A 25,644-nucleotide genomic window follows, 5' to 3' on the forward strand; every position below is an offset into this window, starting at 1 on the left:
CCGTGCCCGCTTGCGGGAACGGTTGATGACTCCCCGGGAGGTCGCACGTCTTTTCGGCGTCGAGCCCAGCACAGTCATCGACTGGGCCAAGACCGGGAAACTCCGGTCGACCCGCACCCCCGGCGGACACCACCGTTTCCACCCCGCCGACGTCGATGCCGCCCTGGCCGAGCTAATGGTCGAGGCTGACGCCCCTGAGGTGGTGAGCGTCTGATGACCACCACCTCCTACCACTCGCGCTACCCGCAGTTGGCCGCGATGGCCGGCGACCGGCCGCTGGCCGATGTGCACCTCGACATCTCTTTTGAGCGGCCGACCTACCACGGCTTCCGCGAGTTGAAGGTTCGGCCAGGCGTCATCGACGACGCGGCGGTCGAGCTGTACGGCTACAGCCAGTGCCATCTGCTGGGCCGCGCGATGCACAAGCGCAGCGGCTGGCCGATCGCCCTGGTGGAACTCGCCGAGCCGCCGCACCGCTGGGTGCACGTCGGGGTATTCACCCCCGCCGGGCGCGTCCTGGACATTCACGGTGTGCGCACGGTCGACCAGGTCGTCGCCGACCACGACCAAGAGCACGACCTGCAGGTTCACGTCCGCCATATTCACACGCTCGACGACCTGTTCACGCTCATCGGTATCGGTGAGGAGCACTGGCAAGCCGGGAGCGACGAGACCGACACCCCGCCGCTGGCCGTCGAACTCGCCGGTGTCTTCGCCGACGTGCTGCTGGCCCAGGCCGAGCTGGTCGGGGCGGTGAGCGTCTGATGGCGACTTTCCAGATTGTTTACGACGTGCAGCTGTGGCCGGCTGACAGCCCGTCCACGCCGTTGATGGCGGTGTTGGCCTACAGCGTGGCCGACCCGCATGCGGTGCGGTTGGCGTTCATGAAGGGCCGCCGCGAGACGGTCGCCTACACCTTCGGCCGGGAGGTGCTGGCCGCAGGCTTGTGGGCCCCGGCGGGCCAGGGTGACGTCACGGTGGCACCGCATGAGGAACTGGCGGAGTACTACCTGCTCATCACGCTGCGCCCCGAGCACGGTTACCCGTTCGAGGTCTACGCGCGGCGGGAGCTGGTCGCCGACTTCGTCACTCAGATCTACCGGCAGGTTCCGCGTGGCGATGAGCGCGTCGACGTCGACAAGTGCATCGCGGCAATCTTCGCCGAGGTGACGCCGTGACCACCGTGCTGATCAACAAGACCGCTCTTGGCTACGACGACCTGGTGCTGCTGGTGGCTGAGCACGCCGAGTTGCTGGCCGCGGCCCGCGCCACGGTCGCGGCAGCTGCGCTCGGCGAGGGCGACCCGCTGATTCACCTGCGGCACGCGCTGGCCGCGCACGGCCAGCTTCCGCCGGAGGGGGCGCGGCCGGTGGTGTTGCTGGCGCGCTGCTCGGCGCCGACGGTCCTGCCCCGCTGTTTGATCGGGGAGGTGTCGTGATGGCGGTCACCGTCACCGAGGCCTTCCAGCGCGTCTTTCGCGGCGAGGCCGCGCACGTGTCCGCGGCCCGCACCTGGACGCTGGCCTGCCTGCCCGCCACCTACCGCCGCGCCGACGACGTCGCGCTGGTGGTGACCGAGCTGGCCACCAACGCCGTCCTGCACAGCGCTTCTGCTCTGCCGGGTGCGACGTTCACCGTCCGCCTCGAACTGCGCCAGGACGGAGTCGAGGTCACCGTCACCGACGCCGGAGCGCCGCTGGTGCCCGCTCGGCGCCCAGATGCCGATGAGTACGGCCGCGGCCTGGCCATCGTGCGCGAGCTGGCCGAGGCGACCATCATCACCGCCACTCCCGCCGGCGGCCGCGCCACCTCCTGCCGCTTCGACCCCTGTGGCAGGAGGTGACCTGCCATGGCCAACGCCCGTGAGCGCAGAGCTGAGCGGCGGGCCCGTCAGCGCGACTTCCACCTGCGCCGGATCAAGGCCGCTCCCAGCCTCATCGAGAAGCTCGATGCGGCGTTCGGGCTGCTGCGCTCCGACCTGATCAACACCAGCAACACCGACAAGGCCCAGGCCGTCGGCCTGGAGACCCTCGACTACCTGATCGCCCAGAGCGACCGCATTCCCCGGAGATCCGCATGAGCGACACCCACACCTTCCCCCACCCCCACCAGCAGGCGCCGACCCCTGAGCAGGTTCCCGCGCCGGGCAACGGGCACGGTGGCGCGGCCGCGACGAGCATGCCGATCGGCCGCCACGCCCCGCACCCCGCCCCGGCGGCCGCACCGGTCCCGGCGTCCGGCGGGCAGCACCCCTACCCGGCCGCGCCCACCGCCGGCCAGGAGCAGGCGGCGCCGTCGCTGAGCGCGCCGCAGCAGCGCCCCGAGCTCCCGCCTCCGCCCCTGGGCCCTCCGGAGCCACCGCGGCGCGAGCCGGGGATGTGGGTGCAGTGGTGGCAGGCCTGTCGCACCGACAGCGCGGTCCGCAAGGCCCGCGGGCAGGGCCGGTGGTGGCTGATGCGCTGGATGAACGAGCAGCCCACCAGCGTCGCCGACCTCCTGGATTTCTATCTGCACCAGCGCGACGAGCGCGCCGACGGGCGGCGCGGCTGGGGGCTGCGGACCGGAGTCCCGATCGTCAACGGCGTCCATGCCGCGTTCTACCGCGCCTACGGCCTCACCCTCGCGCTGGCCCTGACCTTGGCCACCTACGCGCTGGGCTGGATGGGCCAGCGGCCCGGCCGCGCTCTGCTGCTGGCCATCGCCGCTGTCGTCGTGCACATCAACCTCTCGACCTGGCTCGGCGCCGGGTCCTGACCACCCACCACCTGAAAGATCATGAAAGGAGTTCCTGTCATGGGACAGATCTTCGCGGGCCTGACCTTCACCGCCGTGTGCCTGGCGATCGCGATCGCGATGATGCGCCGCGGTAAGGCCCCTCGCATCGCTGCGATCATCATGTTCGTCGGCGGATGCGGCCTGGTCGGAAGCTGGTTTCACGGTTTTGCCACCAAGGTCGCCTCCGTGCTGCCGGGCGCACTGGTCGGCTTCGTCGCGTTCTTCTGTGCGGTCGGCTTCGTCCTGGACTGCTGGGGCAAGCAGAACCACGCCGGTAAGGGGACCGCGATCATCGGGTTCTTCGTGCCGCTGCTGCTGGTCGTGATGCCCGTCAGCCTGTTCGGTATCGACCCTGATGAGCTGGTCGAGGGTGTGCGTGACATCACCCAGCAGTCGCAGATGATCACCACCGGCGGCAGGAACTAGGCGGCCTGTGATGGAGCCGATCACCTTTCTGCTGTGGATGTGGCTGACCTGGGGGACGGTGCGCATGTTCACCGGCGCCAAGGACGAGGCCACCGCCCCGGCGCCGGGCAGCCCGGCGCGCACCGCGCGCGCTGGGCGTGCCAGGGCCGCCACACCGGCAACCACGGGCGGCACGAAGGCTGAGCCCGCTGAGCGGCCCGCTGGGTGGGCTCAGCGCGCCGATGCCGCCGCCCGCGCCGCGCGGACCACCGACTGGGGCAACCCGGGCTGGTGGCTGCGCGCCGCGCTGGCCGCGGCCTGGACCCCGGTGGCCGACCTGCGCAAGGGCCGCAGGTGGTACCAGGACCGCAAGGAGCGCCGCCGCCAGGGCGAGGCCGAGGTCGACCAGCCCCAGGCCGACAAGCCGAAAGCGGACGAGCCTCAGAGCGACCGGCCCGAGCCTGAGGTCAACGAGCCGAAAGCCGACGAGCCCGACACCGAGCAGGACCGCCAGGACAAGCCCGAGGCCGACGAGCGCCAAGGCGAAGGGCCCAAAGTCGACGACTCCGAGACCGGGCGGGAGCGCCGCCACGGCGACGAGTGCCAGGACGAGGAGTCGGAGCCGTGGTGGCGCCCCTACCAGCGTCAAGCCGATGACGGCGGTGACTACGAGGTCGAGGTCGAGGTGGTCCGGTCCCGCCCGCCTGGTGAGGCGCCCGCGCTGGAGCGCCCCCAGCCCTCCCTGACCGCCGGTACCACCACCGGCACCGGTGGTGGCGCGGGTGCCGGCGGCGGTGAGCGGCCATCCCAGACCCCGCCGGGCCCGTCCGGGCCGGTGGTGCAGGTAGTCGACGCAGTCCGCGTCGACGAACTCGAAGAGGGGACCTCCGACATGTCCAAGTACGTCGCCATCCCCGGCGCGTCGAATGCGCCGAAGACCAGCGTCGAGACCGGCGGCAACACCCATGACGACGCGGTGCATCTGGCCAAGCAGATCGTCAAGGCGGTCAAGATGACGACCGACCCGGCGACCGAGGCCGAGGCGATGATCCGCGCCTCGCTGCGCGCGGCCTGGGCCGCGGTCGACCAGCTGGCCGCCGCCGGCATCTCCGGTCAGGTCGTCGACAAGTGGGCGAACACGGTCATCGCGTTCGACGCCGCGCACAAAACCGCAGCCCGTCTCGCCGTCGAGCTCAACGCCGCCCATGAGGCCGCCGTGGACGCCGAGCGGCTGCAGCGCCGCCTGGGCGACCGGATCCAGGCCGCGGTCGAGGCCGCGGGCAAGTCGGCGGCCAACTCCACCCGCTACTACGGCAAGTCCTAACCCGCCCCGCCGGGCGCCCGCCCGCTACCCGCTGCGGGTGCCCGGCCCTGACCCCTCGTCGAAGGAGGGACACCAGATGATCACCACCACCGACCACATGGCCGACATCACCGACCAGACCGAGGCCCCTTCTTCGCTGAACCCCCCCACCCCGCCCCCCGCCGCGCGTGCTGAGCGACACACGCTGGGCGCTGAGCTGCACCGCGCCACCAAGGGTCTGCTGTGGGCTTCGCGCAAGGGCCTGTACCCGCCCGCGGTGATGGGCGGCCTGTATGGCACCTGCGCCGTGCTGCACGAGACGGGCGTCCACCCGCTGTCCACGCTCGCCGGAGCGGGCGCCGCGGTCGCGGCTGCGGTGACGGTGCGCGGCGTGCGCACCTGGCTGGGCAAGGCCACTTGGCGGCCCCGGTGGGCGGCCGGGTGCCTGGCCGCGGCCACCGCGTGGAGCACCGCCGCCGTCGCGGCCGGCGCCGGGATGGACACGCCCATGCCGACTCTCCTGGTCGTGGGCGGGGGTCTGCTAGCGGCGCCGTGGTGGTGGATCCACCGGCTGCGCAGCACCGAAAAGAGCGCGCCCCGCACCGGCCAGGCGCCCGCCGCGTTGACCGCTGCGGCGCCGCAGCTGGCGATCGAGGCCGCACCCGCCCCGCACACCCACCAGCTGGCCTGGAGTGGGCACGTCGGCGCCGACGGCCACACCCTGGAAGGCAGCCGGCTGATCGACCCCGAGCCGATCATCGACCACAACGGCTCACCCAACGGCATGGCGTGGATCATCGACGGCGGTCCGGCCCGCCACACCTACAGCCGCATCCGCCACGCCATGGAGGAGATCAAGGCCACTTTGGATCGGCCGCACGTGGATGCGCTCATTTACCTGGATCAGGACCCCGAGCAGTACAAGACGCGTGGCCGCCTGGTGGTGCTGGATCGTAACCCGCTGATCCAGGAGAACCGCTGGCTGCGGCCCGGCCTGAACCCGGGCACCGGCCTGGTGCCGATCAGCGTCTACCCCGACGGGTCCGGCTACTGCTTCTACGTGCTGTATCAGCCGGGCTGGGGTACCCCGCACGACCTGGTCGTCGGCGTGCCCGGCTCGGGTAAGACCAACATTTTGCTGATCATCGCCGCCGAGTCTTTGTGCGCGGGGTCCGCGGTGATGCTGTTCGACCCGCACGGCGGCAAGGCCTTCCCTGAGCTGCTGCCCCGCGTCACCGGCTCCTTCCTCGACGATGCGCACATCTACGCCGGGATGCGCGCCCTGCAGGCCGCGTACGAGGAGCGGCTGGAGATCCTGCACGAGGTCGGCGAGAAGAACATGGGCCCCGAATTCGGCCACCCGATCCTGCACGTGATCATCGACGAGGCGAGCAAGAAGAGCGTGCTGGGCCACCCCTTCATCAACTCCCTGCTAACCGATGTCGGCAAGGAGGGCCGCAAGCTGTGGATCAAGCTCACCGTCGCCACCCATGACCCCTCAGTGGAGGAGGGCTTCCACGGCAACAGCACGCTGCGCAAGCTGCTGCTGGCCGGCAACGCCCTGCTGTTTCGCGTCACGTCGGCCGAGGATGCCCGGATGGTGCGCAAGGGCGACATCGAGGTCGCCCCGCACCACCTGCCGCCCTTCTTCGACGCGGCCCAGACCATGCCGACCACCGGCCTGGGCTACATGCTCACCGGCACCCCCTCGGAACTGCCGTCGCGCACCCAGAAGATGGTGGCCGAGTCCTTCGCCGCGCACGTGCCGGTCGGCTCGCCGCTGGATGAGCGCACCGGCGCGGCCTGGCAGCGCGGCTATGACGCAGCGATCGCCGAGCTGGACCGCCTCGCCGCCCAGAACCAGGCACCCGCCCAGGTGGGGGTGACCGCGCTGCACGCGGTGCCGGACGGCAAGCCGGCCGCTGCCCCGGGCGCCAAGGAGGCGCTGGTGCAGCTGTTTCGCGAGCACGGTCAGCTGACGATGGCCGACATCCGCGCAGCCGACATCTGCAGCATCTCGCGCTCGTTCGCGTTGCTGACCCAGCTGACCGAGGAAGGCGTCATCGAAAAGCCCGAGGGATCGCGCGGCGTGTACGTCCTGAAGGCCGCCTCATGACCGCCCGCCCCGAGCGGCACTCCGGTGACCGTCGGTACTCCTCCTCAACTACTCCTCCACTACTCCTCCTGCCCGACCCCCGCAGGAGGACAAGCAGCCGGGGAGCGACACGCGCCCGTGCGCACGTGCGCGCGCGAAAGTACTCCTCCACCCCCGATCTGACAACTACTGACCGTGATTTCTCTGCGAAGGAGGTAGGTCCGTGAAGACCCCCGCGAAGACCCCCGGACAGGCCGCTCAGCATGGGCTGGGGCTCTGGTGGAGCATCCTGATTTTGAGCACCACGGTCTCCATCACGTTGAACCTGTGGCACGCCCTGACGATGAAAGCCGACGCGGCGCTCATCAAGGACGCCTGCCAGGTGTCTGCGGAGTTGTGTAAGCGGGCGGCCCGGGTCGCTGACGAGGTCGTGGGCCTGCACCCGGTGCTGGGCGTCATCTTCGCCATCGTGCCCCCGGTGTTCGCGGGATTGCTGTCGCACGGCCTGATCAACCCGGTCATCGGGGCGTGGATCAAGAACGCGATCCTTGGCCTGTTCGGGATCAGCATGGCCACCTCCGTGGTGTCGCAGGCGGCCGTCATGCAGCCCTACGGCGGCGGCTACATGGCCGAGTGGTCGATCCCGCTGGTGCTGGACGCCAGCGCGTTGATCGCCTTGCACGTCATTACCAAGTCGGTGGGACTGGCCCACGAACTGGTCCGCCAGGTCGACGCCGAGGCGGAACTGGAAGCAATCCGGGCGGAACAACGGCCCGCGATCGAGGCGGAGGTCCGTGCGGAACTCACCGCGGAACTGGCCGCCGCCGAGGCGGAACTACGGGCGGAACTGAGCGCGCGTCAGGCGGAACTGACCGCCGACGCCCAGCGGAACTACGAGGCGGAAATAACCGCCGCGCGCACCCAGATCCGCGCGGAACTCGGGGCGGAACTGACCGCCGTGCGGACGCGCCTGGAGCAGGAGGCCGCTCAGCGCCAGGCGTCGCTGGAGGCCGCGTTCGACACCCGTCTGGCCGAGACCAAGGCCACCCTTCGCCGCGACGCCGAGGCCGAGATTGCCGAGCGCATCCGGCGCGCCGAGGTCGAGACCGAGGGCCGTATCCGGCTGGAGTTGGCCAAGGACGCCAAGCCCAAGACCAAGACCGACACGCCCGCGAAGAAGACCGATGAACCCAGCCTGAACAGGCACGACAAGGCGCGCATCCTCAAGGAGAAGGCGCGCATCCTGCTGGCGGAGATGCCCGAGATCACCGGTGCTGAGCTCGGGCGCGCCCTGGATGTGAGCGATCGCTACGGCCGCGATCTGCTGCGCGAGATGAGCGAGGAAAAGCAGCAGGAGCCGGCCCCGGCCCTCGTCCCGGACGTCCGCTTGCGCGCCGTCCCCTAGGCGCCACCGCCGCGTGGGCGGAGCGGTCAGTTCCGCCCCGCCAGGCCGCCTGTTCCGCCCCGTCGTTCCGCTCGTTCCGCCCTCGTAGTTCCGCCTCTGCCTCCGCTCAGTTCCGCCCTTGGTTCCGCCTCGCACGGCCGTTGGTTCCGCCTTAGTTCCGCCCGTTAGTTCCGCCCTTAGTTCCGCCTTCCGGGGCCGTTGGTTCCGCCCCGGAGTTCCGCTTCATCCGCTCCCCGCCCGCTCGATATTTCGGAGGATGACATGAGCGCCAAGACCCCCCGCGCCACCGCGCACCGCCGCCCCGTGCACCGCACCAACCCGCCCGCCCCCGCCACCGGTCACCCCGGCCGCCGCGGTGGCCGTCCCGTCTCGACCGCGCGGCGCCCGGTCGCCCCCTCCTGGGGAGCGCGGACCGCGACCGCGCTCAACGCCACCTACCAGGAAGCGGCGCGCAAGGCCGGGCAGCGGATCCGCGCCACCGGCGCGGTGCGGCCCGAGCCCGGCCGCCGCTGCGACAACATCGGCCTGCTGATCGCGCTGAGCGCGCCGCTGCTGGCCCTCGCGTTGTGGACGCCGCTGACCTGGCCGCTGCTGTCCTTGGTGCAGGCCGTCGTCGTGGCGGTGCTCGGCTCCCTCAGCGCAGCGGCGCCACTCGTGGCCGCCGTCCTGGGCTGGCAGCTGCTGCGCGGCCCGGCCAGTGCGACCGTCCTGGGCTGGTTGCTGGGCGGCTGGGCCGCGCTGACGGGCGCGGCCACCGGCATTGTGCACCTGGCCCACGGATTCCCGGAGGTCGCGCAGCTGGCCGGTGCCGGCGGGCTGGCCGGGTTCATCGCCGCCGCCCCGCTCGCGCCGCTGCCAGCCGCGCTCGGCGTGCTGGTGCTGCTGGTGGTGGCGGCCGCCGCGCTGCTGGCCATCACCGCGACCTCCCCCCGCCAGCTGCCGCACCGGATGCGCCACTTGCGCCGGCGCCTGACCCACACCACTCCCCACAGCCCGGCCGCCGCGCAGTCCGCGCCCGAGCAGGACACCGTCCCGGCGGCCGAGATCGACCAGGAGCCCCCGGCGACCACCGAGGTCACGGCCGTCCCCGAGGTTCGCCAGAACGAGGAGCAGACCCCGGTCGCGCCGGTGGTGCGGCCGGTCGACCCCGACCTGGTGCAGGAGCGCGCCCCCTACGACAGCCCGCTGCTGAACGACGCCCCAGCCCCGGCCCCTGCTCCCTCGCCCGCCGAGTTCGTCGGCGACGCCCCGACTGTTCGACCCCGTATTCCCTTCACCGATGTCCCCCGCCCGCCGAGCCCGTGGACGCTGCCCAGCCTGGCCCTGCTGCGCCCGGGTTCCGTGACGCGCCCGGCCACCGCCGCCAACCAGGCCGTCGTCGAGGCCCTGAGCGGGGTGCTCACCGACTTCAGCGTGAACGCGACCGTGACCGGCTTCACCCGCGGCCCGACCATCACCCGCTACGAGATCACCCTCGGCCCGGCCACCAAGGTGGAGAAGGTCACCGGCCTGGCCAAGAACATCGCCTACACGGTGAAGTCTCCCGACGTGCGGATCCTGAGCCCGATCCCGGGCAAGTCGGCGATCGGCGTGGAGATCCCCAACACCGACAAGGACCTGGTCTCCCTCGGTGACATCCTGCGCAGCGCGACCGCGCAGAACGAGGCGCACCCGCTGATCGTGGGCCTGGGTAAGGACGTCGAGGGCCGGGTCATCCTGGTCAACCTCGCCAAGATGCCGCACCTGCTCATCGCCGGGGCGACCGGCGCGGGCAAGTCGGTGTGCGTCAACGGGCTGATCACCTCGATCCTGATGCGCGCCACCCCCGAGCAGGTCCGCCTGATCCTCATCGACCCCAAGCGGGTCGAGCTGGCCGTGTATGCGGGCATCCCGCACCTGATCACCCCGATCATCACCAACGCCAAGAAGGCCGCCGGCGCCCTGGAGTGGGTCGTGGGTGAGATGGATCGCCGCTACGACGACCTGGCCGCCCACGGGTTTCGCCACGTCGATGACTTCAACAAGGCGGTGCGCGAGGGCAAGCTCGTGGCGCCGCCCGGCAGCGACCGCGTCCTGGAGCCCTACCCGTACCTGATAGCCGTCATCGACGAGCTCGCCGACCTGATGATGGTCGCCCCCAAAGATGTCGAAGACTCCATCGTGCGCATCACCCAGCTGGCCCGCGCCGCCGGAATCCACCTGGTCATCGCCACCCAGCGCCCCTCGGTGGACGTGGTCACCGGCCTGATCAAGGCCAACGTGCCTTCCCGGCTGGCCTTTGCCACCTCCTCCCTGACCGACTCGCGCGTCATCCTCGACGCTCCGGGGGCCGAGAAGCTGGTGGGCCAGGGAGACGCGCTGTTCGCCCCGATGGGCGCGGCCCAGCCGGTCCGGCTGCAAAACGCGTTCGTGTCGGAGAAGGAGACCGCCGCGGTGGTCGCGCACTGGTGCCGGCTCCCGGCCACTGCGGCACCCGCCGACCTCATCCCCGCCGCCTCGGCCGCAGACGCCGAAAAGGGTGAGGCCGGCGAGGAGGCGCACCTGCTGATCGGCGCCGCCGAGCTGGTCGTGACCACCCAGTTCGGCTCCACCAGCATGCTGCAGCGCAAACTCCGCGTCGGCTTCGCCACCGCATGCCGGTTGATGGACCTGCTGCAGGCCCGTGGCGTGGTCGGCCCCGCCGACGGCGGCAAGGCCCGCGAGGTCCGCATCACCCCTGACCGGCTGGAGCAGCTGCTGGCCGACCTGCGTACCCCCACCGCCTGACCACTGAGCGGAGGTTGCGGGCACCCGCCCGGTTACCAGGCCGGGCGGGTGCCCGGAGCAGCCAGCTCCCCCCTCAAGAAAGAGAGGTCGACTGATGGGCATTTACTTCGGCCCGCACACCGGCAACCGCTCGGCCACCTACTCGGCGGAGCTGGCCGCCGAGCTCACCAAGTACGGCGGCCGCTCCTCCACCGGCGCGGCGGGCCTGCTGACATACATGGGCGGCCAGACGCGCCTCGACTCCTGGGACATGTGCCCCGAAGAGGCCGAGCAGGCCGCCCGCTCCATCGAGCAGGCCGCCCGCTCCATCGAGCAGGCCGCCCGCTCCATCGAGCAGGCCGCCCGCTCCATCGAGCAGGCCGCCAAGAAGCTGCACCCCGGCGACCGACGTGTCGCCGAGCAGATCGCCGCTGACGCGTGGGAGGCCGCCAACTCCGGTCGCCCCTGGATTGTCAGCTGACCGGCGGCTCCCCGCGATGACCACTCCACGAACTGAAAGAACCGAAAGGGAACCCGACATGATCGACTCCGCCCCTGCCCTCTCACACGCCGACCGCACCCGCTACTGGTACAACCGCCTCGGCGACATCTTCTCCGACCTGGGCGGCCTGTACACCTTCCACGGCCGCGACGACCGGTTCGGCGACGAGATCGCCGAGCTCGGCATGACGGTCTCGCAGCTGTACGACGAGATCGAGGAGGGCAAGCTCACCGAGGCGCAGGCGCAGCAGCAGGCCGCCGACCTCACCGGGCGCCTGGCCGCGCTCACCGCGCGGATCTACACCGACGGCCGCCCCTTCACCGCCACCGACGACGACGCCGCCCTCGTGCTGGATGCGACCCTGGCCGCCTACGACGACGCCACCCCGCTCACCCTCGACGACCTCGACCACGTGTCGGCCATCACCGGCTACAACACGCGCTGGCTGAGGCGCGCCTTGGCCGAGCGGACCGAGGAGGGCCTGCTGGCCGTCGACGCCGTCGCCGGCACCTGGCAGGTCCTCGACCCCGAGGGCTTGCGGACCCGCGACCAGATCGACACCCCCACCGAGCAACTGCCGGCGGGGATGTCGGATGAGCAGGCGCTGAACCTGGCACTGGCCCTGTGGGCCGACGGTAAGCCGTTCAGCCCCGTTGAGCTGGACGGGGTCTTGAGGTTCACCGGCCAGTCGTGGACCTGGCTGCTGGCCCGCCTGGGCGAGCGGGTGGTGACCGGCCTGCTGGCCTACGACACCGCCACCGGCTACCAGGTGGCCGACCCCGCCGCGCTCAAGGCCCTGGTGATATCGCCTCGCCCGACCAGCGCGACCGACACCGCTCCCCCCGCACCCGCGATGCCGACGGTGCCCGCCCTGGCCAGCCAGCTGGACGAGGTCGACGCGGTCGACCCCAGCGACGCTCTCGCCGACAACGAGCCCGGCCCGGGCCGGGCGGCCGCCCCGGGCCGTCCCGCCGTCCGGTCCGGCCGCATCGCGTGGTTCTTCTTCGCCCTCGCGCAGCTCGCGCTGGTCTTCGCTCTCCTGCCCACCACCCCGGCCCCGGCCCCGCTCACGGTGGCCCTGGCCGCAGCGCTCGCCGCGACCGGCTTGCTGTACCGGCACCTGGCCCGGCGCAGCAACTGACTCCACCCATCCCCATTCCGGAAGAAAAGGACCGACCTGTCATGACGATCCGCCCCTCCCGCCCGGCCTCCGCGCTGCTGCCCTTCGTCGCCGCCCTCGCGCTGAGCGTCGCGTGCGTGCCCGCCGACGCCGCCTGCGCCACCACCACAATCAGCACGACCAGCGAGGTGGCCACCCCGCCCGAGCCCATCACCGACGGCAGCTATCGCGACGGCGCGGCCATCGAGGAGGCCGAGCAGAGCGAGGCGCCGCCCGAGCCGATCACCGATGGTTCTTATCGCGACGGTTCTGCCACCGAGCAGGACGAGGCTCCGCCCGAGCCCGTCAGCGACGGCTCCCCGGCCGACGGCGCCGACGAGCAGGGCTGCTGACCCGGTGAGCACCGAGACGATCACCTGCGGCTGCTGCGGCCGCTCAGCCAGCGTCGACGCCCGCTCGGCCGCGGCCCAGTACGCCTACGGCGACGACGCGGCCGCGGCCGCCATGCGCCACCAGATCGTGGTCGCCGCGGCCAACGGCCACGGCGAAGCCCGCCCCCTGTAGCACCCCACCTCATTCCGGAAGGAGAGCACCGGTGAGCACCACCACCCACGACACCCGCGACGGCCGCGAGATCGCCGACGTCGTGGTCACCAGCTTCGGCTACGGCCACAGCCCGGCACCCGAGGCAGACCTGACCCTGGACGCGCGCCGTCACCTGCGCAACCCCCACCACGACCCGGCCATGCGCACGCTGACCGGCCTGGACCGGGTCGTGCGCGAGCACGTGCTGGCCACCCCCGGAGCCCAGGCCACCATTACCACCGCCATCACTTTCGCCCGCGACCTGCACGCTCAGGTCAACGGCCAGCGGCTGGTCACCATCGCCGTCGGTTGCGTCGGCGGCCGCCACAGAAGTGTGGCAATAGCCGCTGAGGTCGTCGCTGGGTTGAACGCCTGCGGCCTCGACGCCCTGGTCGCTCACCGCGACGTCGGCCGGCCGGTCATCCAGACCTGAAAGCCCGGGACGGGCGCGCACCACCGTGGTCGATCCGCCAAGACAGTCCACGCCGGGCGCGCCCGCTCACCTCATCTCACCCGTGCAAAGCAGAGAGGCACCACTCATCATGACCCACCCCAACGCCGTCCACCTCGACCAAGGGCTCACGGTGGCTAAACTCCACCCGGCCACCGTCGCCCCAGCGCCCTCCGCAACCGTGGTTGCCCGGTGTGACAACCACAGCGTCGGCGTACTGATCAGCAACGACGCCGGCGAGTACCTGATGTTCGAGCGCGCCACCTGGCCGGTCGGCATCGCCGGCGCCGCCGGGCACGTCGACACCCACGGCACCATCCTGGACGCGGCCCGCGCCGAGGTCGCCGAGGAACTCGGCCTGGTCGCCTGCGAGCTGACGCTGATGCTGTCGACCTGGCGCGACAACCGCTGCCGCCGCACCCCTGGCCCGTCGGGAACCGGCCACCAGTGGTACGTCTTTCGCGCCACCGTGCGCGGCGCGCTGAACCCCAGCACCCGCGAGACCCGCAACGCGCGGTGGATCGGCCGCACCGAGCTGCAGGCCCTGGCCATGCGCACCGCCCTGTACGCCAGCGGCCGGCTGACCGAGGAAGAGTTCGTCGCCGAGCCGGGCATCGAGCCGGTCTGGGTCGACTGGCTGTGCGCGGCCGACCTCATCGCCTTGAGCGACGCCGACCGCGCCGCGATCAACGAGCTGGCCACCCACGGCTGCCCGCCCCCACGCGCCGCCGACGCCGACAACGTTGGGCAGGTCCAGCCCGACACCGACGCCCCCTCCCAGGTCGAGGACAACCCCACCGGCCAGGACATCAGCGCCCCGGCCGTCGACCACACCCGGACGCGCAACATCCTGAGCCACGAATCAATCACCGTGCGCGCCGAGCTGACCCGGGTCGATGCCAAGGTCGCGCTGCTGGTGTCACTGGCCGCCGGTGGCCTGGCCATCACCTTGACCAACTCCACCGCCGTGGCCACGGTCGCGCTGGTGCTGCGCTGGATCGCCGGAGGCCTGTTCGCCGCAGCCGCGGCCACACTGCTGGCCGCCGTCATGCCGCGCATCCCCCGCCGCGGCGGCACCGGGTTCGTCGCCGTCGCCCACGCGGCCTCCCCCCGCGCGCTGATCGCCCAGCTCACCACCAACGACAGCGACGGCAGCGGCGGCGGTGGCGGGCAGGTGGAGCGGCTGGCGGCCGATGTGTGGCAGCTGTCGCGGCTGACCTGCACCAAGTACCGCATCATCCGCGTCGCGGTCGCCCTGCTGATCGTCGCCGTCGTCGTGCTGGCCCTCTCGCTGCCGCTGGCTCAGGGGTGAGCGCGATGAACGCGACCACGATCGAGTGGACCGATACCACCTGGAACCCGGTGCGCGGCTGCACCAAGGTCAGCCGCGGCTGCGACCACTGCTACGCCGAGGCGATCAGCACCCACTGGAACGGCGCGGGATCCTTCGACACCGTGCGCCTGGTGCCCGGCGAGCTGGACGCGCCGCTGAGCTGGCGCAAACCGCGGATGGTCTTCGTCAACAGCATGGGCGACCTGTTCCACGACGCGGTACCCGATGAGTTCATCATCGAGGTGTTCGCCCGCATCTGGTGGGCGCCGAGCCACACCTTCCAACTGCTGACCAAGCGCCACGCCCGGATGGCCGCCCTCCTCCCGCGGATCGAAGCGCACCTGCGCGCCCGCGAGAGCGACCTGGCCCTGGTGCACTGCCCCACCCCGCTTCTGTGGCCGCTGCCCAACCTGTGGCTGGGCGTGTCGGTCGAAGACCAGCACTGGGCCGACATCCGCATCCCGGCCCTGCGCAAAACAGCGGCGGCTGTGCGGTTCTTGTCGGTGGAGCCGCTGCTGGGCCCGGTCGACCTGTCGCGCCATCTGGGCGTGGAATGGATGGAGTCCTTCGAGGGCTGGGGAGCCGAACTCCTGGCGTCGATGGCCGGACGGGTCGGCCCTGATAGCGGGCTGCACTGGGTCATCGCCGGAGGCGAATCCGGGCCCCGCGCCCGGCCCGCGCACCCGGACTGGTTTCGCACCCTGCGTGACCAGTGCCAAGCCGCCGGCACGCCGTTCTTCTTCAAGCAGTGGGGCCAATGGACCCCGGACCTGAACGGCCGCGGCCGCCTGGTCGACGTGCTGCCCGATGGCCGCACCATCGAGACCTGCTCGGACGACGTCGGCCAAGGCGCCGTCACGATGCGCCGGGTCGCGAGCAAGCGCACCGCCGGCCGCGAGCTCGACGGCCGCACCTGGGACACCTTCCCCACCACCTCACAGCGGGAGGTGATCACCCGTGGCTAACCACCACCACACCCCCGCCCGCGGCTGCTGCCCCGAGCATGCGGCCTTCCGCCGGCGCGCGGTGGCCGCCTTGAACCTGGCCGTCGCCGACGACCCCGACGGTGCGAGCGCCGCCGTCGGGGAGCTGCAGGCCCACCACGGGTCCGGCGCGATCACCGCCGCTCTGCTGACCTGGGTCGACGTCCTGGTCACCCGCACGCCGGGCGTGGATCACGCCAGCTGGGCCAACCCCGAGACCGCGGCCGCGGCCGCCGACCCGGTCATCTCCTGGGCGATCCAGGTCATCACCGCCCGCCTGACCCGCGACCGGCCCGCCTTCGAGGAGCTGCGCGCCGCCGTGCACGGCCCGGGTGCTGTCGAGGCCCACGTGATGAGCCTGCTCACCCTGATCGCCACCCACCTGCGAGCCGATGAGACGAGGAGTTCCTGATGCCTGTTACCCCCTCCACCCGCTTCGCTCCTGCCGCTCTCGCCGGAGTCCCCGCGATGGTGGCGCCCTCGGCGCTCGCGGCCGCCGACGGCGAGGCCCAGGTGCTCACCCTGCTGCGCCAGGGCACCCCGGTCCCCGCCGTCAGTGACGCCACCACCTGGCCTGCGGCCGCGATCCGCAAGCTCGCCGCCCGCAACAAGATGCTGATCAGCGCCGACGGCATCGCCTACTCCCCCGATGCCGCCTACTACGCCCGGCAGGTGGAGACCATCGGCCAAGCCAGCCTCGCCGAGTTGCTGAAGCTGGCCGAGGCCTGCGTCGAGCCCAAGGTCCGCCAGGCGCTGTCGCGGCTGCGCCATGATGCCCAGCTGTTGCGTGAGCACCTGATCGCCCACGAGCGCACCAAGGCCGACCTGGTGGTCGCCAAGCAGGCTGCGGCCGAGGCGGGTGAGGAGATCGAGCGGCTGGCCGCCCAGCTGGAGGCGGCCAAGGGACGGTTGCGTGAGGCAACGCAGACGATCGGCCGCCACGACCGCCAGACCGCCGCCAAACTCACCCGCGCCAGCACAGGCACCAAAGCGGGTGCGGCGGGCACGAGCGCCGCAACGCCACGCCGCTACCAGCCCGGCGTCGACTACTCCACCCCCGAGGCCCGCGCCTGGGCCAAGGCCAACGGCCACGGCGAGGCCCTGCCCGTCAGCGGCCGGTATGTGCCCGACCACGTCATCGACGCCATGCGCGCCGCCCAGCCCGGCCAGGGCGACCAGCCGGTGCGGGGCCAGGCGCAGCCGTCGGCCGCTCAGGAGGTGGCCGCCTGATGAACGACACCACCACGCCCTCCTCGGTGCCGTTCGGGCTGCCGGCGGCGGCGTTCATCGCGGGCGTCGACCCGGGCACCGGCATGCACGCCATCCCGCACGACTACGCGGTGCGCGCCCTGGCCGAAGGATCAGGAGAAAGCGGCGCCCTGTGCGGGCGCCGTGCCCTGGTCGCCACCCGCGTCGGCGCCTTCGACCGGGCCACCCTGCCCACCTGGGCCACGGTGTGCCCGCACTGCGCCTGGGCCGTCGCCGCCACCGGCGCGGGCGCCGTCGAGCGGGAACTGAACACGCTCACCCCGACCGGCGCCGACCGGGAAGCACTGAAGCAGCTGCTGGACGATCCGCTGATCATCCGCCACCTGTGCGAGGCGATCATCGCCGCCGCCGGGCAGCCCGACGCCGAAGGCTTGGACGACGCCGTCATCGAGCTGCTGGCGCACGCCAGCACGCACGCCCCGGTACTGCTGCGCTCCTGGGACTGCGCCGCCGAGGAATGCCATCACCCGCCCGGTGAGTGCCCGTGCGCGGTGGCGTGCGCGGCGTGCAGTCTGCGGGCCGGGTCCTGGGCCGGGGAACAAGAGGGCACCTACCGGCGCGAATGCACGATCAGCGCACCGTGCCAGGTCCTCACCACCCTGGCCGCGCACCTGAACCCGCCCGCGCCGAACCCACCACTCGACCCGCCGGCCGACCAGGGCCACCACGAGGACCAGGACGAGCGCGCCGCGGACTCGGGGCAGGCCTGGTGAGCCGCCGTCGCAAAGTCTTCTACGACCCGACCGGCAGGAAGTTCGGCGGCCTGCCGACCTACCCATGGAGGTTCGCCCCTGACGGGCTGGCCACCCGCCGCCAGCTGCGCGTCGCCGGGCTCCGGCCCGGCGGCCAAGCCCCGTGCGCGCAGGTGATGTGGCGCTCGCGCCGCGCGGCCGGCGGAGTCGCGGTGGCCTACCTGTACGACGTCGCCGCGGCCAAGCCCCGGCGCACCCCGAGCCCAAGACAGCTGCAGGCCCTGGGCAAGGCGATGCGCGCCCGGCGCACCTGCCCCGACTGCCGCATCGAGCAGCCCTACTGCATCCCCACCCGCTACGGGGCCTGCCTGCCCTGCCACGGCTGGGAGCTGTCCGCATGACCACCCCACGAGAGGACCACCCGATGTACGACGTCCACCCTCCCGGCACTGTCGCACTCGACAATCCGGAGGTCGAGGCGGCCATGCGCACCGTCGACGCCATGCGGCCGTCCCGGCAGCGCGCGCTGATCCGCAGCACCTACCAGGCTGTCCTGGCCTTCCAGCGCACCGGCGACGTCGACCACCTGCGCCGGTTCGCAGCCAGCCTGGTCACAACCGTGCGCCTGCACGGCATCCCCGCCGTCGTCACCGCCCCACCGAGCCGAGCCCACTCGATGGGGCGCCGCTGTACATCACCGACGTGCTCAAGCGGCTGAACGCCGGTGCCTGACAGCTGCGACTGCACGCCCAGACCGACCCCGAGTTCTGAGAGGACCCCTATGCCCCTTCACGACTTCGACCCGCCCGGCGCCGTCGCCCACGACGACCCCGAGCTCAGTGCCGCGATGGCCGTCGTCGACGGCCTGCGGCCGAGCGAGCAGCGGATGCTGATCTGCAACGCTGTCCGGGGCGCCCTGGCCACCCAGCGCACCGGCGAGGCCGAGCACGCCACCCGCTTCATGCGGGACCTGTTAGCCACCGTGCACCTGCGCGCCATCCCCGCCTACGTCCAGGCGCTGAGCAGGGAACGCAAGCGGCCCGCTCGTGGGTCTGGCCCGGCGCTACGCGTCGAGGATGTGCTGCGCAAGCTCCAGGATTCCCGGCCCGGTGCCTGAGCGTCCGCCCCCCTTGGTGCCGCCTCCGCCCGCTGATGTCGCGGGCGGGGGCGGCGCCGTGCGCCGTCTGGCGCCGACAGGCGGGGCCGTACCGCTCCCTTGTGCCAGTGCCGCCCCGCCCGCCGACGGCTCCGGTATCCCCCTGAACAGCGAGGACACACATTTGATCTTGCCCTCAGGGTGTACGCCGACGGACGCGCCGCACCTCCGCCTCGTATCCGCCCGCCTCTGTCTGCCGCTGTCAGCATCCTGTGCCTGGGATGCGGCTTTCGGCGTGTTCGGCGTGTTTACGCCCATGTCAGCCGCATTTATGGCAGTGTGCCCCACAAGATTCTCTGACAAAGATCATTTTTCTTTGACAAGAAGGATGTCAGGAAGGGCGGCCGAGCTGGTAGGGACCTTCTGGTGCCTGCCTGTCCGCTTGTGGACGTCGACGGGCCATCTGCTCACTCTCGTGCGCGAATGCGACCACGGAACGCGACACGCCGCAGGAACCACGGGCGTGCCAGCCCACAAGCACTCGGAGATCGTGGAAAGATGCGGGACTGAATACCCCGCTTTAAACCTCAGGAGCTACCCAGGCAAAAAGAAAACGCCCCCAGAGGGGGCGCTTCTCAAGAGACAACTTCACACGACACACCTTGGACGTTCAGCTCCGATGCTTTGGCCGGCGAGCGAGCTGAGCGGGTTAGGCGTGTCTATTCACGTCTGGAGACGACGATAGCAGTCCAGGCGCTGGGCTCAACACGCCTTGGCGACGACACGCCGAGTGAGCTAACAGCCACCGCTCCGAGCACGACCCTCAGCACGACCCCGCGCGCCGCTTCGATCTCGACCCGGTTGTGCGCTGTTAGTGCTGCTCAGGCACGGCGTGCGCATTACGCCCACTACGAGGGTGCCGACCAACTGCCCCGGGTGCCGACCGCCTTGTGGTGGCGCCTGATGAGCGTGCTGCAGACCCGCGGCGAGCGGGTGCATCCGTGCGCGCTGCGCATGGCCCGGCACCTGACCCACCACGCGGACGCGGCCGGTCACCTGGCCGACATCCCTGCCGTCTTCGACGCCTACACCGCCCATCACGGCTTCGCCTCCCGGGCCAGCGGCCATCGGATCGGCTGGACCGACCTCATGCGCCTGGTCGAGGCCGGGCTGGTACGCCAGGTGTGCGCGGCCGCGCCCGAGCGCCAGGCCCGCTACGTGCTGGCCATGGACCTGGCCGTGCTGCCCGACGACCTTCCCTCAGACCTGAAAGACGAACTGCGCCGCCACATCGACAACCCGATCGCCGCGGCCAAGGGCAAGCAGACCCGCGCCTCCATCGATGCCAACCTGTCAGAGTGCGAGGTGATCCGCGAAGGCTCCGCCACCCGCCCCCAAGCGATCAACGCCGCTTCTGGCTGTGGACGACTTCACACGTCTCCTTATACACGAGAGGGACTTTCCCCCTCCCACCCGTCACGGCTGTCACAGCCGTCTCGGCGGCCGCGTGAGTTGCCGTTCGGGTGCAAAGATCGCGCCGAGGAGAGGGCCCACGCCGTCGATTTCGTGCTGGGGCTGCAGCCCCGGTGGGCCCGGCAGCGCGACGGGCAGGTCCTGGGCGACCGGGAGGTGGCCGAGGTGTCGTATCTGGTGGCGCTGCTGCTGCGGCACATGCCCGAATCCGAGGCCGCCGAGCTGTTGTGTGAGCAGGTGGCCAGCGCTTCTGACCTGGCCGGGGTGCTGCGCTGGCGCATCGGCAAGGTGCTGGGCCGGGCCCGGCGCGCCGCCCGCAACCTGGCCAACCTCATCCTCGATGAGAACGGCTCGGTGCACGCGGCCTGGCTGGCCGCCAACGCCGAGCGCAACACGGCCAACGCCCCGCGCCGGGCCGCCCTGATCGACCAGGCCCGCCGCCGCGCCCAGGAGTTGCGCGGCCGCGGCCACCACGACGCCCCGCCCCGCCTGTACCCCTCAGATCCCAAGCGCCAGGAACGCCCTGCGGCGCCTGCTGCGGCGGGTGGGGCGACAGAGGCCGATCACGCGCCGATCGTTGCTCAGCGGCCCGTTCAGCCGCCCCGGCCGGTGCTGGTGGAGTCTGAGGAGATCTTCCAGCGCGAGGTCCTGGCCCGCCACGCCCTGCCCTCCGCCCCGCGCTGGGCCGCCGAGCCCGAACCTGCCTACGGCCCCGACGACGCGGCCGCCCTGGCCGCCGAGCGGGCCTGGCTGGTGCAGGTGATGGCCGCCCGATCCCAAGAGGGCCGATGACCTCCTCCGTGGTCGTGGCCTTTCAGGACGAGGTTGGCTTTTCGTAGCCCTCGTCTTGCCCGTAGACGGTGGTGTCGGGATCGTCTTCGGGTTGGCCGGCCGGGTCTGTTGGCGAAGGAGCGAACTCATCGGCGAAGTCAGGCTCGTCATGGAGGTCTTGCTGATTCGCCCGACGATCCGCTAGCGGAGCATCCTCATGGTCAGGTCCGGAATGCGACATGGTTTCCCCCGGAATACAGTCGCGCCCATGCGGTGAACAGGCGACAAGCGACCTCAGCCTGCCTGCCTACCCTCGCCTGACCTGCCCAATCCCTGCCCGTCGCTTGCAGGGCCGCCACGAAAAAACACGTCTTTCCTTGGGGCGGTGACAGGAACACGCTCCTTCATGAATCTACTTTGTAAAGGTCTTCGGGCACGCACAACTCACCGCCCAAAGACCCCTGCGGCACCGCGCAGGGCCGGGCTTTTTAGCATCAATGAGATGATCTGTACTCGAATGTCAGGTATTTGAGGGAGGGGCAGCACCATTCATGGTGCTGGCGCTCCTGGGGTGGGTAACCGGCGGGCTTTACTGTGTAGATTCGCAGCAGAGGGGCAAGCGCCGACGACCTTCAGCCGCCCGCAGGCAGGAGGTCGAGGGTACGGGTGAGGGCGGCGCGGCCCCTGCGCAGGGCCGCGGCAGGGTCGGCCCCGGCCGGTCCCTGCCAGCGGAGATAGACCATGGTGGAGCCGTGACGCACGGCCACGGCGATGTGCGCCACGGAGTCGTGACGGGCAGGATGGCGCTGCGAGTCAGGGCGCCGCACGGCGAAAGTATCGATCTCTCCCGTCCAAGAACCCCTGGTGAAGGGCTCGAGGCGGCGGTCGATGCTGTAGGACAGCGCGTCGTCGGAGTCGCAGGGCTTCACCCCCTTGCCGGTCGAGACGCCCCAGCGGGCCCAGCGGATCGGCCGGATGCGTGCCTGTTCGGCGCTCTGCTCGTCGGCCAGGAACAGCACGTCCTCGCGGATGGAGACCTCGCCGATCAGACGGCGCGTGATGGCCGGAGCACCGCCGTGCACGTTCTCGTCGAAACTTGACGGGCAGACCAGATCATGCAAGAGACCAACAGGGTCGGGCCACGGCCTCATGTCCTTGCCGTAGACGGACGGCGGAGGCAGGGCCGCGGCCATCATGGTCGAGGTGGCCCGCGAGGTGGCGCCGGCCGGGGCGGGCGCGGAGGGGGCGCCGCCCACGGCGGCCAGCACGGACGCCGCCGCCTCGGTGCCCTGGAGCAGCGGGCTTTGGCCTGGCCTGCCGCCTGCCTCGAACGCCCAGGCCCACGACATCTCGGCCAGCAGCGCGCCGCGTGCGGCCACGATTGTCACCCTGGCGCCCGAGTCGCCGTACTCCGTCCAGCTCTCTGTGGTGACCAGGGTCCGCACCCCGTGCCACCCCCAGCGATCGAAATCGGCCACGTCACTGATCGCATCGCCCTCCCGAGGGCGGCGGCCACACTCCTCGGTGCCGCGCCGGGTCGCCGCGACCAGGCGGCTCGCCTGGTCGGGCGAGGTGATCCAGAACCGTACCTCCAGCGGATCGGCCACCTCCGGAGCGTGCAGCTCGCCGGTGTAGGCGGGCACGCCCTCAGGCGGCAGCCGCGCTTCGATGCCCTGCTTCTGCTCCGGCCAGCACCAGTGCAGGAGAGGCGTGTCCAGGCTCATCGCAAAGGGGGCAAAGGTGAGATCCGGCAAGAAGCTCTCGAAGACCTCGTCGTCCAGGCGGTCCCGCAGCCGCTCGGCGATCTCCTCGGCCGAGGCCGCCGCGTCCGCGGGCATCGGCAGCACGGGCATCTTCAACTGGTCGAAGCCACCCAGGGTGAACAACAAAGTGACGGCCGCAGCCGCGATGCGCAGCCCAGGACGCCTGGAAAGATCCACAACGGACATGATGCCGTACACCCGGCCAAGTTCACCGGGAAGCGATCAAGGAGCTCTTTCCAACCTGGCCCCTCCTCCCGAACGTGTCCGGGGTTGAGGAACCCAGGAACAGCGGTTGGCGCTGAGAATGATCTTGGTGTGGCAGGCAGGGGTCCCGGTAGTAATCGCCGAAAATCCAACGGATATCCCCCTGACCTGCTCTGATGTGAGGGCATCGCATGGCTGGTGTGCCGGTTGGTGGGCGCGACGGGCTAGGCCGAGGATGCCGCTGACCTCGCCGGGGTGCTCCACGTCGACGCTGGCGAAGCGATATCCGTTGGATTTTCCGCCGTTGCTACCGGGACCCCACCTGCGGTGATGCGTCTCCCTCCTGGCCCTCCACTCGGGTTCGAGCGCGAGCCTGTGACCTGTGGTTTCGTTAGGTTCTGGGAACCTGCCATCCCGTTACCTACGAGAAGCTCAAATCTGGGAAGTAATCGACCACGACCCAGGCACGACCGCAGGCATGGACGGCCGTTGGCTCCCGCGCGCTGCTCGGATACCTGAAGGAGGGCGACCGCTGGACCGGCAACCCGGTGACCGGGCTGTAGCTCAAACGGTGGCCTGAGGCATTGCAAACGGTGGCATGGCGCACCACCGACGAGCATGTCAAGGTGGAGCCGAACCGATTCTGGCGAAACTCGATAATGTGGAGACAACAAGAAGCCCCCGACTGGTCGCGAGCCGTGCCGGGGGCAACTTGCGGAATATTCGGGCTCAGGTAGGCGGCCGCCTACTTGAGCCCGTTGCCGTTCACCAGCCAGTCCACCACGATGAGGACCGCACGCAGGGCGAGCGTGCCCCACTCCAGCGGAGGTGACTGGTTCGGGCGTCGCCGCCGACCTTTAGCAGCCATCGATTTCCCTTCTCTGAGCCGCCATTGCGGACGAGGGCCGGTCGCCCCCCGGGGGTTCGACCGAGTAGGGAAGGCTGCCGCGTGAAGCGGCTACAGAGGAGCCTAGGACAATAAGCGCTGTTTGACAGAGATCCGGATTTTCCAAGGTTAACCATCTTGGAGATCCCTCTCCCGAGCCCCGCGACCAGGGGCCATCCCGAAGGAGTTTCGAGCTGACCCGCGGGAACGCTGCTTTCCGGCCGGATCAGTCCTCACCGAACAGCGCGGATAGCCCGGAAAGCATCTGCAGCAGGATGTCGACGTTGCCGATCGCGGTGACCAGGCACTCGCGGGCCGCCTCGATCTCGGCGACGTGCTCTTTGACCGTCTCCACGTCGGGCACCTGCCCGGCGCCGGCCACGCCCAGCAGCCGCTGGAGGCCCTCGGCGGCGTGCGCGGCGGCCAGCGGGATCGGCCCGGTGGACGGGTCCTGGGCGATCAGCCGTAGCGGGCCGGACACCCGCAACGCCTGCCAGCGCAGGAACCCCACCAGCTTCTCCGCGTCGTCGGCCACGCCCGCGGTCACCAGCTGCTCGTGGTGCGCGGCGGCCAGGCCCTTGGCGCCGGCCCCGGCGGTCTCGGCGAGCATCGCCTCGACCTGGACCGCGCCGAGCAGGGCGTTGGCAAGCCGCATCTGGTACGGGTCCAGCCCGCCGAGCCGGGCGGCTTCGGCCGCGTGTTCGGCGGCGGTGTTGGTCCCGCCATACAGGCCGAGGGCGGCCAGGGCGGCGCCCCCGGTATTGCTCGGCGACCTGCCGCCAAGCGGCCTACCGGGCCCGGCACCGAGAGGCCGACCTGGTTGACCGGCTGGCCGAGGTACGTGGTGATCTGGCCGGTGACGCCGACCAGATCGCCGATGCCGTCGACGACCTCCTGGAGCTCGTCGACCAAGAGGACCCGGCTCCGGGCTGGGAGGTGCGGGCGGTCGCGCTCGCCGATGCCGTGGCCGTTCGCGCGGCCGAGCTGGCCCGTCGCGCCCGCGAGCATGCCCAGGTGGCCGGCGACCTGGCGACGCGCCGTCGCTGAAGTGGTAGCCACCAACACGAGGTAACCAGGCTGGAGGCCGAGGAGTTTTTCGGGGTGCGAACCGCGAGAAGAAAAATCTACAAGAAATTTCTGCGGCTTTCGGAGCGAGATAATTGCTCGCGTTGTCTGAGGTAGAACGCTTCGACAGACCCGCGTTTTCTACAGTCATTTAGCGTTTACCTGCATGTTTGCCGATTGCGAGCGCTTCTGACCTCTTTTACTCTCACTTGCATGGCCCACTCATCTGGTGGATTTCGCCGGACAGTTCGGTAGGCACCCGGCGCCATATCGGGAGAAGAGAGAGAGAATGAACGGGGAGTCCCCCGACGAAAAACCGCGGCCTGACGCCGAGGCCGACAGGGCGGCCGCGCGGTACTGGAGGGCACGCATGTACCTCGTCTACCTGAGGGGCGTGGTGTGGGTCCTATGGGTGGCGCTCAGCCCGGGTGATGCTCCCCCCGTGGATCCCTTCATGTAGGGGAAGGGTTTCCTGTCAGCCGTGGTTCCCCAGCCGGCGGGCAGGAGACCCCTTCCGCGAGGGTATTGGGGGGCAGACCAAGTAAGCCGGAAAAGGGCAACGGTGGTCGGCACACCGGACAGAACATTCACTCTGTCCGGTTCCCGAGACGGTGTCTGACCAGGTCAGTGCAGTGAAACCGCTGCGGGAACCAATCCGGCCCCACGCCGGGCACGGCTATCCACAGCCGAAATCTCGACTTCCGCCTCTACCGCCCGACCAGCC

The 25,644-nt window shown here is 70.8% G+C and carries 29 protein-coding genes; 26 read left to right on the forward strand and 3 right to left on the reverse strand.

Features of this window, described 5'->3' with window-relative positions:
* Window positions 1–25 precede the first annotated feature (25 nt).
* From AB0K21_RS42245 to AB0K21_RS42370, 26 genes are all read left to right on the forward strand, one after another.
* Entirely contained in the window at window positions 26–214 is a 189-nt protein-coding gene (locus AB0K21_RS42245; RefSeq protein ID WP_364158506.1) for a helix-turn-helix domain-containing protein, read from the forward strand.
* A complete protein-coding gene (locus tag AB0K21_RS42250; RefSeq protein ID WP_364158422.1) occupies window positions 214–765 on the forward strand; it encodes a hypothetical protein in 552 nt (183 codons plus the stop codon). The genes AB0K21_RS42245 and AB0K21_RS42250 overlap by 1 nt, the downstream gene beginning before the upstream one ends.
* Window positions 765–1,178, forward strand: coding sequence for an SsgA family sporulation/cell division regulator (locus AB0K21_RS42255; protein WP_364158425.1), 414 nt, complete (start codon window positions 765–767; stop codon window positions 1,176–1,178). The genes AB0K21_RS42250 and AB0K21_RS42255 overlap by 1 nt, the downstream gene beginning before the upstream one ends.
* Window positions 1,175–1,438 carry a hypothetical protein gene (locus AB0K21_RS42260; RefSeq protein WP_364158428.1) on the forward strand — a complete coding sequence of 88 codons (264 nt, stop codon included), beginning with the start codon at window positions 1,175–1,177 and terminating at the stop codon, window positions 1,436–1,438. The genes AB0K21_RS42255 and AB0K21_RS42260 overlap by 4 nt, the downstream gene beginning before the upstream one ends.
* Window positions 1,438–1,842, forward strand: coding sequence for an ATP-binding protein (locus tag AB0K21_RS42265; RefSeq protein ID WP_364158431.1), 405 nt, complete (start codon window positions 1,438–1,440; stop codon window positions 1,840–1,842). Before AB0K21_RS42260 ends, AB0K21_RS42265 begins: the two co-directional genes overlap by 1 nt.
* A 6-nt stretch (window positions 1,843–1,848) precedes the next feature.
* Window positions 1,849–2,079, forward strand: a complete 231-nt coding sequence (locus tag AB0K21_RS42270; protein ID WP_364158434.1) for a hypothetical protein — start codon at window positions 1,849–1,851, stop codon at window positions 2,077–2,079.
* Window positions 2,076–2,753 carry a hypothetical protein gene (locus AB0K21_RS42275; protein ID WP_364158437.1) on the forward strand — a complete coding sequence of 226 codons (678 nt, stop codon included), beginning with the start codon at window positions 2,076–2,078 and terminating at the stop codon, window positions 2,751–2,753. Before AB0K21_RS42270 ends, AB0K21_RS42275 begins: the two co-directional genes overlap by 4 nt.
* A 39-nt stretch (window positions 2,754–2,792) precedes the next feature.
* Window positions 2,793–3,200: a hypothetical protein gene (locus AB0K21_RS42280; protein ID WP_364158440.1), complete on the forward strand. Its 408-nt coding sequence runs from the start codon at window positions 2,793–2,795 to the stop codon at window positions 3,198–3,200.
* A 10-nt stretch (window positions 3,201–3,210) separates the two neighbouring features.
* Window positions 3,211–4,503, forward strand: a complete 1,293-nt coding sequence (locus AB0K21_RS42285) for a hypothetical protein (protein WP_364158443.1) — start codon at window positions 3,211–3,213, stop codon at window positions 4,501–4,503.
* Window positions 4,504–4,579: 76 nt separating this feature from the next.
* Window positions 4,580–6,598 (forward strand): hypothetical protein, encoded by a 2,019-nt coding sequence (locus tag AB0K21_RS42290; RefSeq protein WP_364158446.1) that lies wholly within the window; start codon window positions 4,580–4,582, stop codon window positions 6,596–6,598.
* Window positions 6,599–6,800: 202 nt separating this feature from the next.
* Window positions 6,801–7,982: a hypothetical protein gene (locus AB0K21_RS42295; RefSeq protein WP_364158449.1), complete on the forward strand. Its 1,182-nt coding sequence runs from the start codon at window positions 6,801–6,803 to the stop codon at window positions 7,980–7,982.
* Window positions 7,983–8,243: 261 nt separating this feature from the next.
* The gene (locus AB0K21_RS42300) at window positions 8,244–10,748 is read left to right on the forward strand and encodes a DNA translocase FtsK (protein WP_364158452.1); all 2,505 of its coding nucleotides are present in this window, start codon (window positions 8,244–8,246) and stop codon (window positions 10,746–10,748) included.
* Between the two features lie 94 nt (window positions 10,749–10,842).
* Complete coding sequence (locus AB0K21_RS42305; RefSeq protein WP_364158455.1) at window positions 10,843–11,208, forward strand: hypothetical protein; 366 nt, start codon at window positions 10,843–10,845, stop codon at window positions 11,206–11,208.
* A 58-nt stretch (window positions 11,209–11,266) separates the two neighbouring features.
* A complete protein-coding gene (locus AB0K21_RS42310) occupies window positions 11,267–12,370 on the forward strand; it encodes a hypothetical protein (protein WP_364158458.1) in 1,104 nt (367 codons plus the stop codon).
* A 41-nt stretch (window positions 12,371–12,411) separates the two neighbouring features.
* Window positions 12,412–12,741 carry a hypothetical protein gene (locus AB0K21_RS42315; RefSeq protein WP_364158461.1) on the forward strand — a complete coding sequence of 110 codons (330 nt, stop codon included), beginning with the start codon at window positions 12,412–12,414 and terminating at the stop codon, window positions 12,739–12,741.
* A gap of 4 nt (window positions 12,742–12,745) precedes the next feature.
* Window positions 12,746–12,913, forward strand: coding sequence for a hypothetical protein (locus AB0K21_RS42320; protein ID WP_364158464.1), 168 nt, complete (start codon window positions 12,746–12,748; stop codon window positions 12,911–12,913).
* 31 nt (window positions 12,914–12,944) lie between these two features.
* Window positions 12,945–13,367 (forward strand): RNase adapter RapZ, encoded by a 423-nt coding sequence (locus tag AB0K21_RS42325; RefSeq protein ID WP_364158467.1) that lies wholly within the window; start codon window positions 12,945–12,947, stop codon window positions 13,365–13,367.
* A 109-nt stretch (window positions 13,368–13,476) separates the two neighbouring features.
* A complete protein-coding gene (locus tag AB0K21_RS42330; RefSeq protein ID WP_364158470.1) occupies window positions 13,477–14,697 on the forward strand; it encodes an NUDIX domain-containing protein in 1,221 nt (406 codons plus the stop codon).
* Between the two features lie 5 nt (window positions 14,698–14,702).
* On the forward strand, window positions 14,703–15,683 hold the full coding sequence (locus tag AB0K21_RS42335; protein WP_364158473.1) for a phage Gp37/Gp68 family protein: 981 nt from the start codon (window positions 14,703–14,705) through the stop codon (window positions 15,681–15,683).
* Entirely contained in the window at window positions 15,676–16,113 is a 438-nt protein-coding gene (locus AB0K21_RS42340; RefSeq protein ID WP_364158476.1) for a hypothetical protein, read from the forward strand. The genes AB0K21_RS42335 and AB0K21_RS42340 overlap by 8 nt, the downstream gene beginning before the upstream one ends.
* A complete protein-coding gene (locus AB0K21_RS42345; protein WP_364158479.1) occupies window positions 16,113–16,931 on the forward strand; it encodes a hypothetical protein in 819 nt (272 codons plus the stop codon). Before AB0K21_RS42340 ends, AB0K21_RS42345 begins: the two co-directional genes overlap by 1 nt.
* Window positions 16,931–17,683 (forward strand): hypothetical protein, encoded by a 753-nt coding sequence (locus tag AB0K21_RS42350; protein WP_364158482.1) that lies wholly within the window; start codon window positions 16,931–16,933, stop codon window positions 17,681–17,683. Before AB0K21_RS42345 ends, AB0K21_RS42350 begins: the two co-directional genes overlap by 1 nt.
* Window positions 17,680–18,063 carry an RRQRL motif-containing zinc-binding protein gene (locus tag AB0K21_RS42355; protein ID WP_364158485.1) on the forward strand — a complete coding sequence of 128 codons (384 nt, stop codon included), beginning with the start codon at window positions 17,680–17,682 and terminating at the stop codon, window positions 18,061–18,063. Before AB0K21_RS42350 ends, AB0K21_RS42355 begins: the two co-directional genes overlap by 4 nt.
* On the forward strand, window positions 18,060–18,380 hold the full coding sequence (locus AB0K21_RS42360) for a hypothetical protein (RefSeq protein WP_364158488.1): 321 nt from the start codon (window positions 18,060–18,062) through the stop codon (window positions 18,378–18,380). The genes AB0K21_RS42355 and AB0K21_RS42360 overlap by 4 nt, the downstream gene beginning before the upstream one ends.
* Before the next feature lie 63 nt (window positions 18,381–18,443).
* Window positions 18,444–18,779, forward strand: coding sequence for a hypothetical protein (locus AB0K21_RS42365; protein WP_364158491.1), 336 nt, complete (start codon window positions 18,444–18,446; stop codon window positions 18,777–18,779).
* Between the two features lie 942 nt (window positions 18,780–19,721).
* Window positions 19,722–21,023 (forward strand): hypothetical protein, encoded by a 1,302-nt coding sequence (locus tag AB0K21_RS42370; protein ID WP_364158494.1) that lies wholly within the window; start codon window positions 19,722–19,724, stop codon window positions 21,021–21,023.
* A gap of 611 nt (window positions 21,024–21,634) precedes the next feature.
* On the opposite strand, the gene AB0K21_RS42375 is transcribed toward AB0K21_RS42370, so the two are convergent.
* From AB0K21_RS42375 to AB0K21_RS42385, 3 genes are all read right to left on the reverse strand, one after another.
* On the reverse strand, window positions 21,635–22,942 hold the full coding sequence (locus AB0K21_RS42375; RefSeq protein WP_364158497.1) for a hypothetical protein: 1,308 nt from the start codon (window positions 22,940–22,942) through the stop codon (window positions 21,635–21,637).
* 772 nt (window positions 22,943–23,714) lie between these two features.
* Entirely contained in the window at window positions 23,715–23,837 is a 123-nt protein-coding gene (locus AB0K21_RS42380) for a hypothetical protein (RefSeq protein WP_364158500.1), read from the reverse strand.
* A 244-nt stretch (window positions 23,838–24,081) separates the two neighbouring features.
* Window positions 24,082–25,071: a DUF6245 family protein gene (locus AB0K21_RS42385; RefSeq protein WP_364158503.1), complete on the reverse strand. Its 990-nt coding sequence runs from the start codon at window positions 25,069–25,071 to the stop codon at window positions 24,082–24,084.
* Between the last annotated feature and the right edge of the window lie 573 nt (window positions 25,072–25,644).

The sequence above is a fragment of the Streptosporangium sp. NPDC049248 genome (genome assembly GCF_040678965.1).
Lineage (GTDB): Bacteria > Actinomycetota > Actinomycetes > Streptosporangiales > Streptosporangiaceae > Streptosporangium > Streptosporangium fukuiense.

Coding starts and splice junctions, on each gene's coding strand:
- AB0K21_RS42245 (WP_364158506.1), top strand. CDS start 26: ATGACTCCCCGGGAGGTCGCACGTCTTTTCGGCGTCGAGCCCAGCACA.
- AB0K21_RS42250 (WP_364158422.1), top strand. CDS start 214: ATGACCACCACCTCCTACCACTCGCGCTACCCGCAGTTGGCCGCGATG.
- AB0K21_RS42255 (WP_364158425.1), top strand. CDS start 765: ATGGCGACTTTCCAGATTGTTTACGACGTGCAGCTGTGGCCGGCTGAC.
- AB0K21_RS42265 (WP_364158431.1), top strand. CDS start 1,438: ATGGCGGTCACCGTCACCGAGGCCTTCCAGCGCGTCTTTCGCGGCGAG.
- AB0K21_RS42270 (WP_364158434.1), top strand. CDS start 1,849: ATGGCCAACGCCCGTGAGCGCAGAGCTGAGCGGCGGGCCCGTCAGCGC.
- AB0K21_RS42275 (WP_364158437.1), top strand. CDS start 2,076: ATGAGCGACACCCACACCTTCCCCCACCCCCACCAGCAGGCGCCGACC.
- AB0K21_RS42280 (WP_364158440.1), top strand. CDS start 2,793: ATGGGACAGATCTTCGCGGGCCTGACCTTCACCGCCGTGTGCCTGGCG.
- AB0K21_RS42285 (WP_364158443.1), top strand. CDS start 3,211: ATGGAGCCGATCACCTTTCTGCTGTGGATGTGGCTGACCTGGGGGACG.
- AB0K21_RS42290 (WP_364158446.1), top strand. CDS start 4,580: ATGATCACCACCACCGACCACATGGCCGACATCACCGACCAGACCGAG.
- AB0K21_RS42300 (WP_364158452.1), top strand. CDS start 8,244: ATGAGCGCCAAGACCCCCCGCGCCACCGCGCACCGCCGCCCCGTGCAC.
- AB0K21_RS42305 (WP_364158455.1), top strand. CDS start 10,843: ATGGGCATTTACTTCGGCCCGCACACCGGCAACCGCTCGGCCACCTAC.
- AB0K21_RS42310 (WP_364158458.1), top strand. CDS start 11,267: ATGATCGACTCCGCCCCTGCCCTCTCACACGCCGACCGCACCCGCTAC.
- AB0K21_RS42315 (WP_364158461.1), top strand. CDS start 12,412: ATGACGATCCGCCCCTCCCGCCCGGCCTCCGCGCTGCTGCCCTTCGTC.
- AB0K21_RS42330 (WP_364158470.1), top strand. CDS start 13,477: ATGACCCACCCCAACGCCGTCCACCTCGACCAAGGGCTCACGGTGGCT.
- AB0K21_RS42335 (WP_364158473.1), top strand. CDS start 14,703: ATGAACGCGACCACGATCGAGTGGACCGATACCACCTGGAACCCGGTG.
- AB0K21_RS42345 (WP_364158479.1), top strand. CDS start 16,113: ATGCCTGTTACCCCCTCCACCCGCTTCGCTCCTGCCGCTCTCGCCGGA.
- AB0K21_RS42350 (WP_364158482.1), top strand. CDS start 16,931: ATGAACGACACCACCACGCCCTCCTCGGTGCCGTTCGGGCTGCCGGCG.
- AB0K21_RS42360 (WP_364158488.1), top strand. CDS start 18,060: ATGACCACCCCACGAGAGGACCACCCGATGTACGACGTCCACCCTCCC.
- AB0K21_RS42365 (WP_364158491.1), top strand. CDS start 18,444: ATGCCCCTTCACGACTTCGACCCGCCCGGCGCCGTCGCCCACGACGAC.
- AB0K21_RS42370 (WP_364158494.1), top strand. CDS start 19,722: ATGAGCGTGCTGCAGACCCGCGGCGAGCGGGTGCATCCGTGCGCGCTG.
- AB0K21_RS42380 (WP_364158500.1), bottom strand. CDS start 23,837: ATGGCTGCTAAAGGTCGGCGGCGACGCCCGAACCAGTCACCTCCGCTG.
- AB0K21_RS42385 (WP_364158503.1), bottom strand. CDS start 25,071: ATGACTGTAGAAAACGCGGGTCTGTCGAAGCGTTCTACCTCAGACAAC.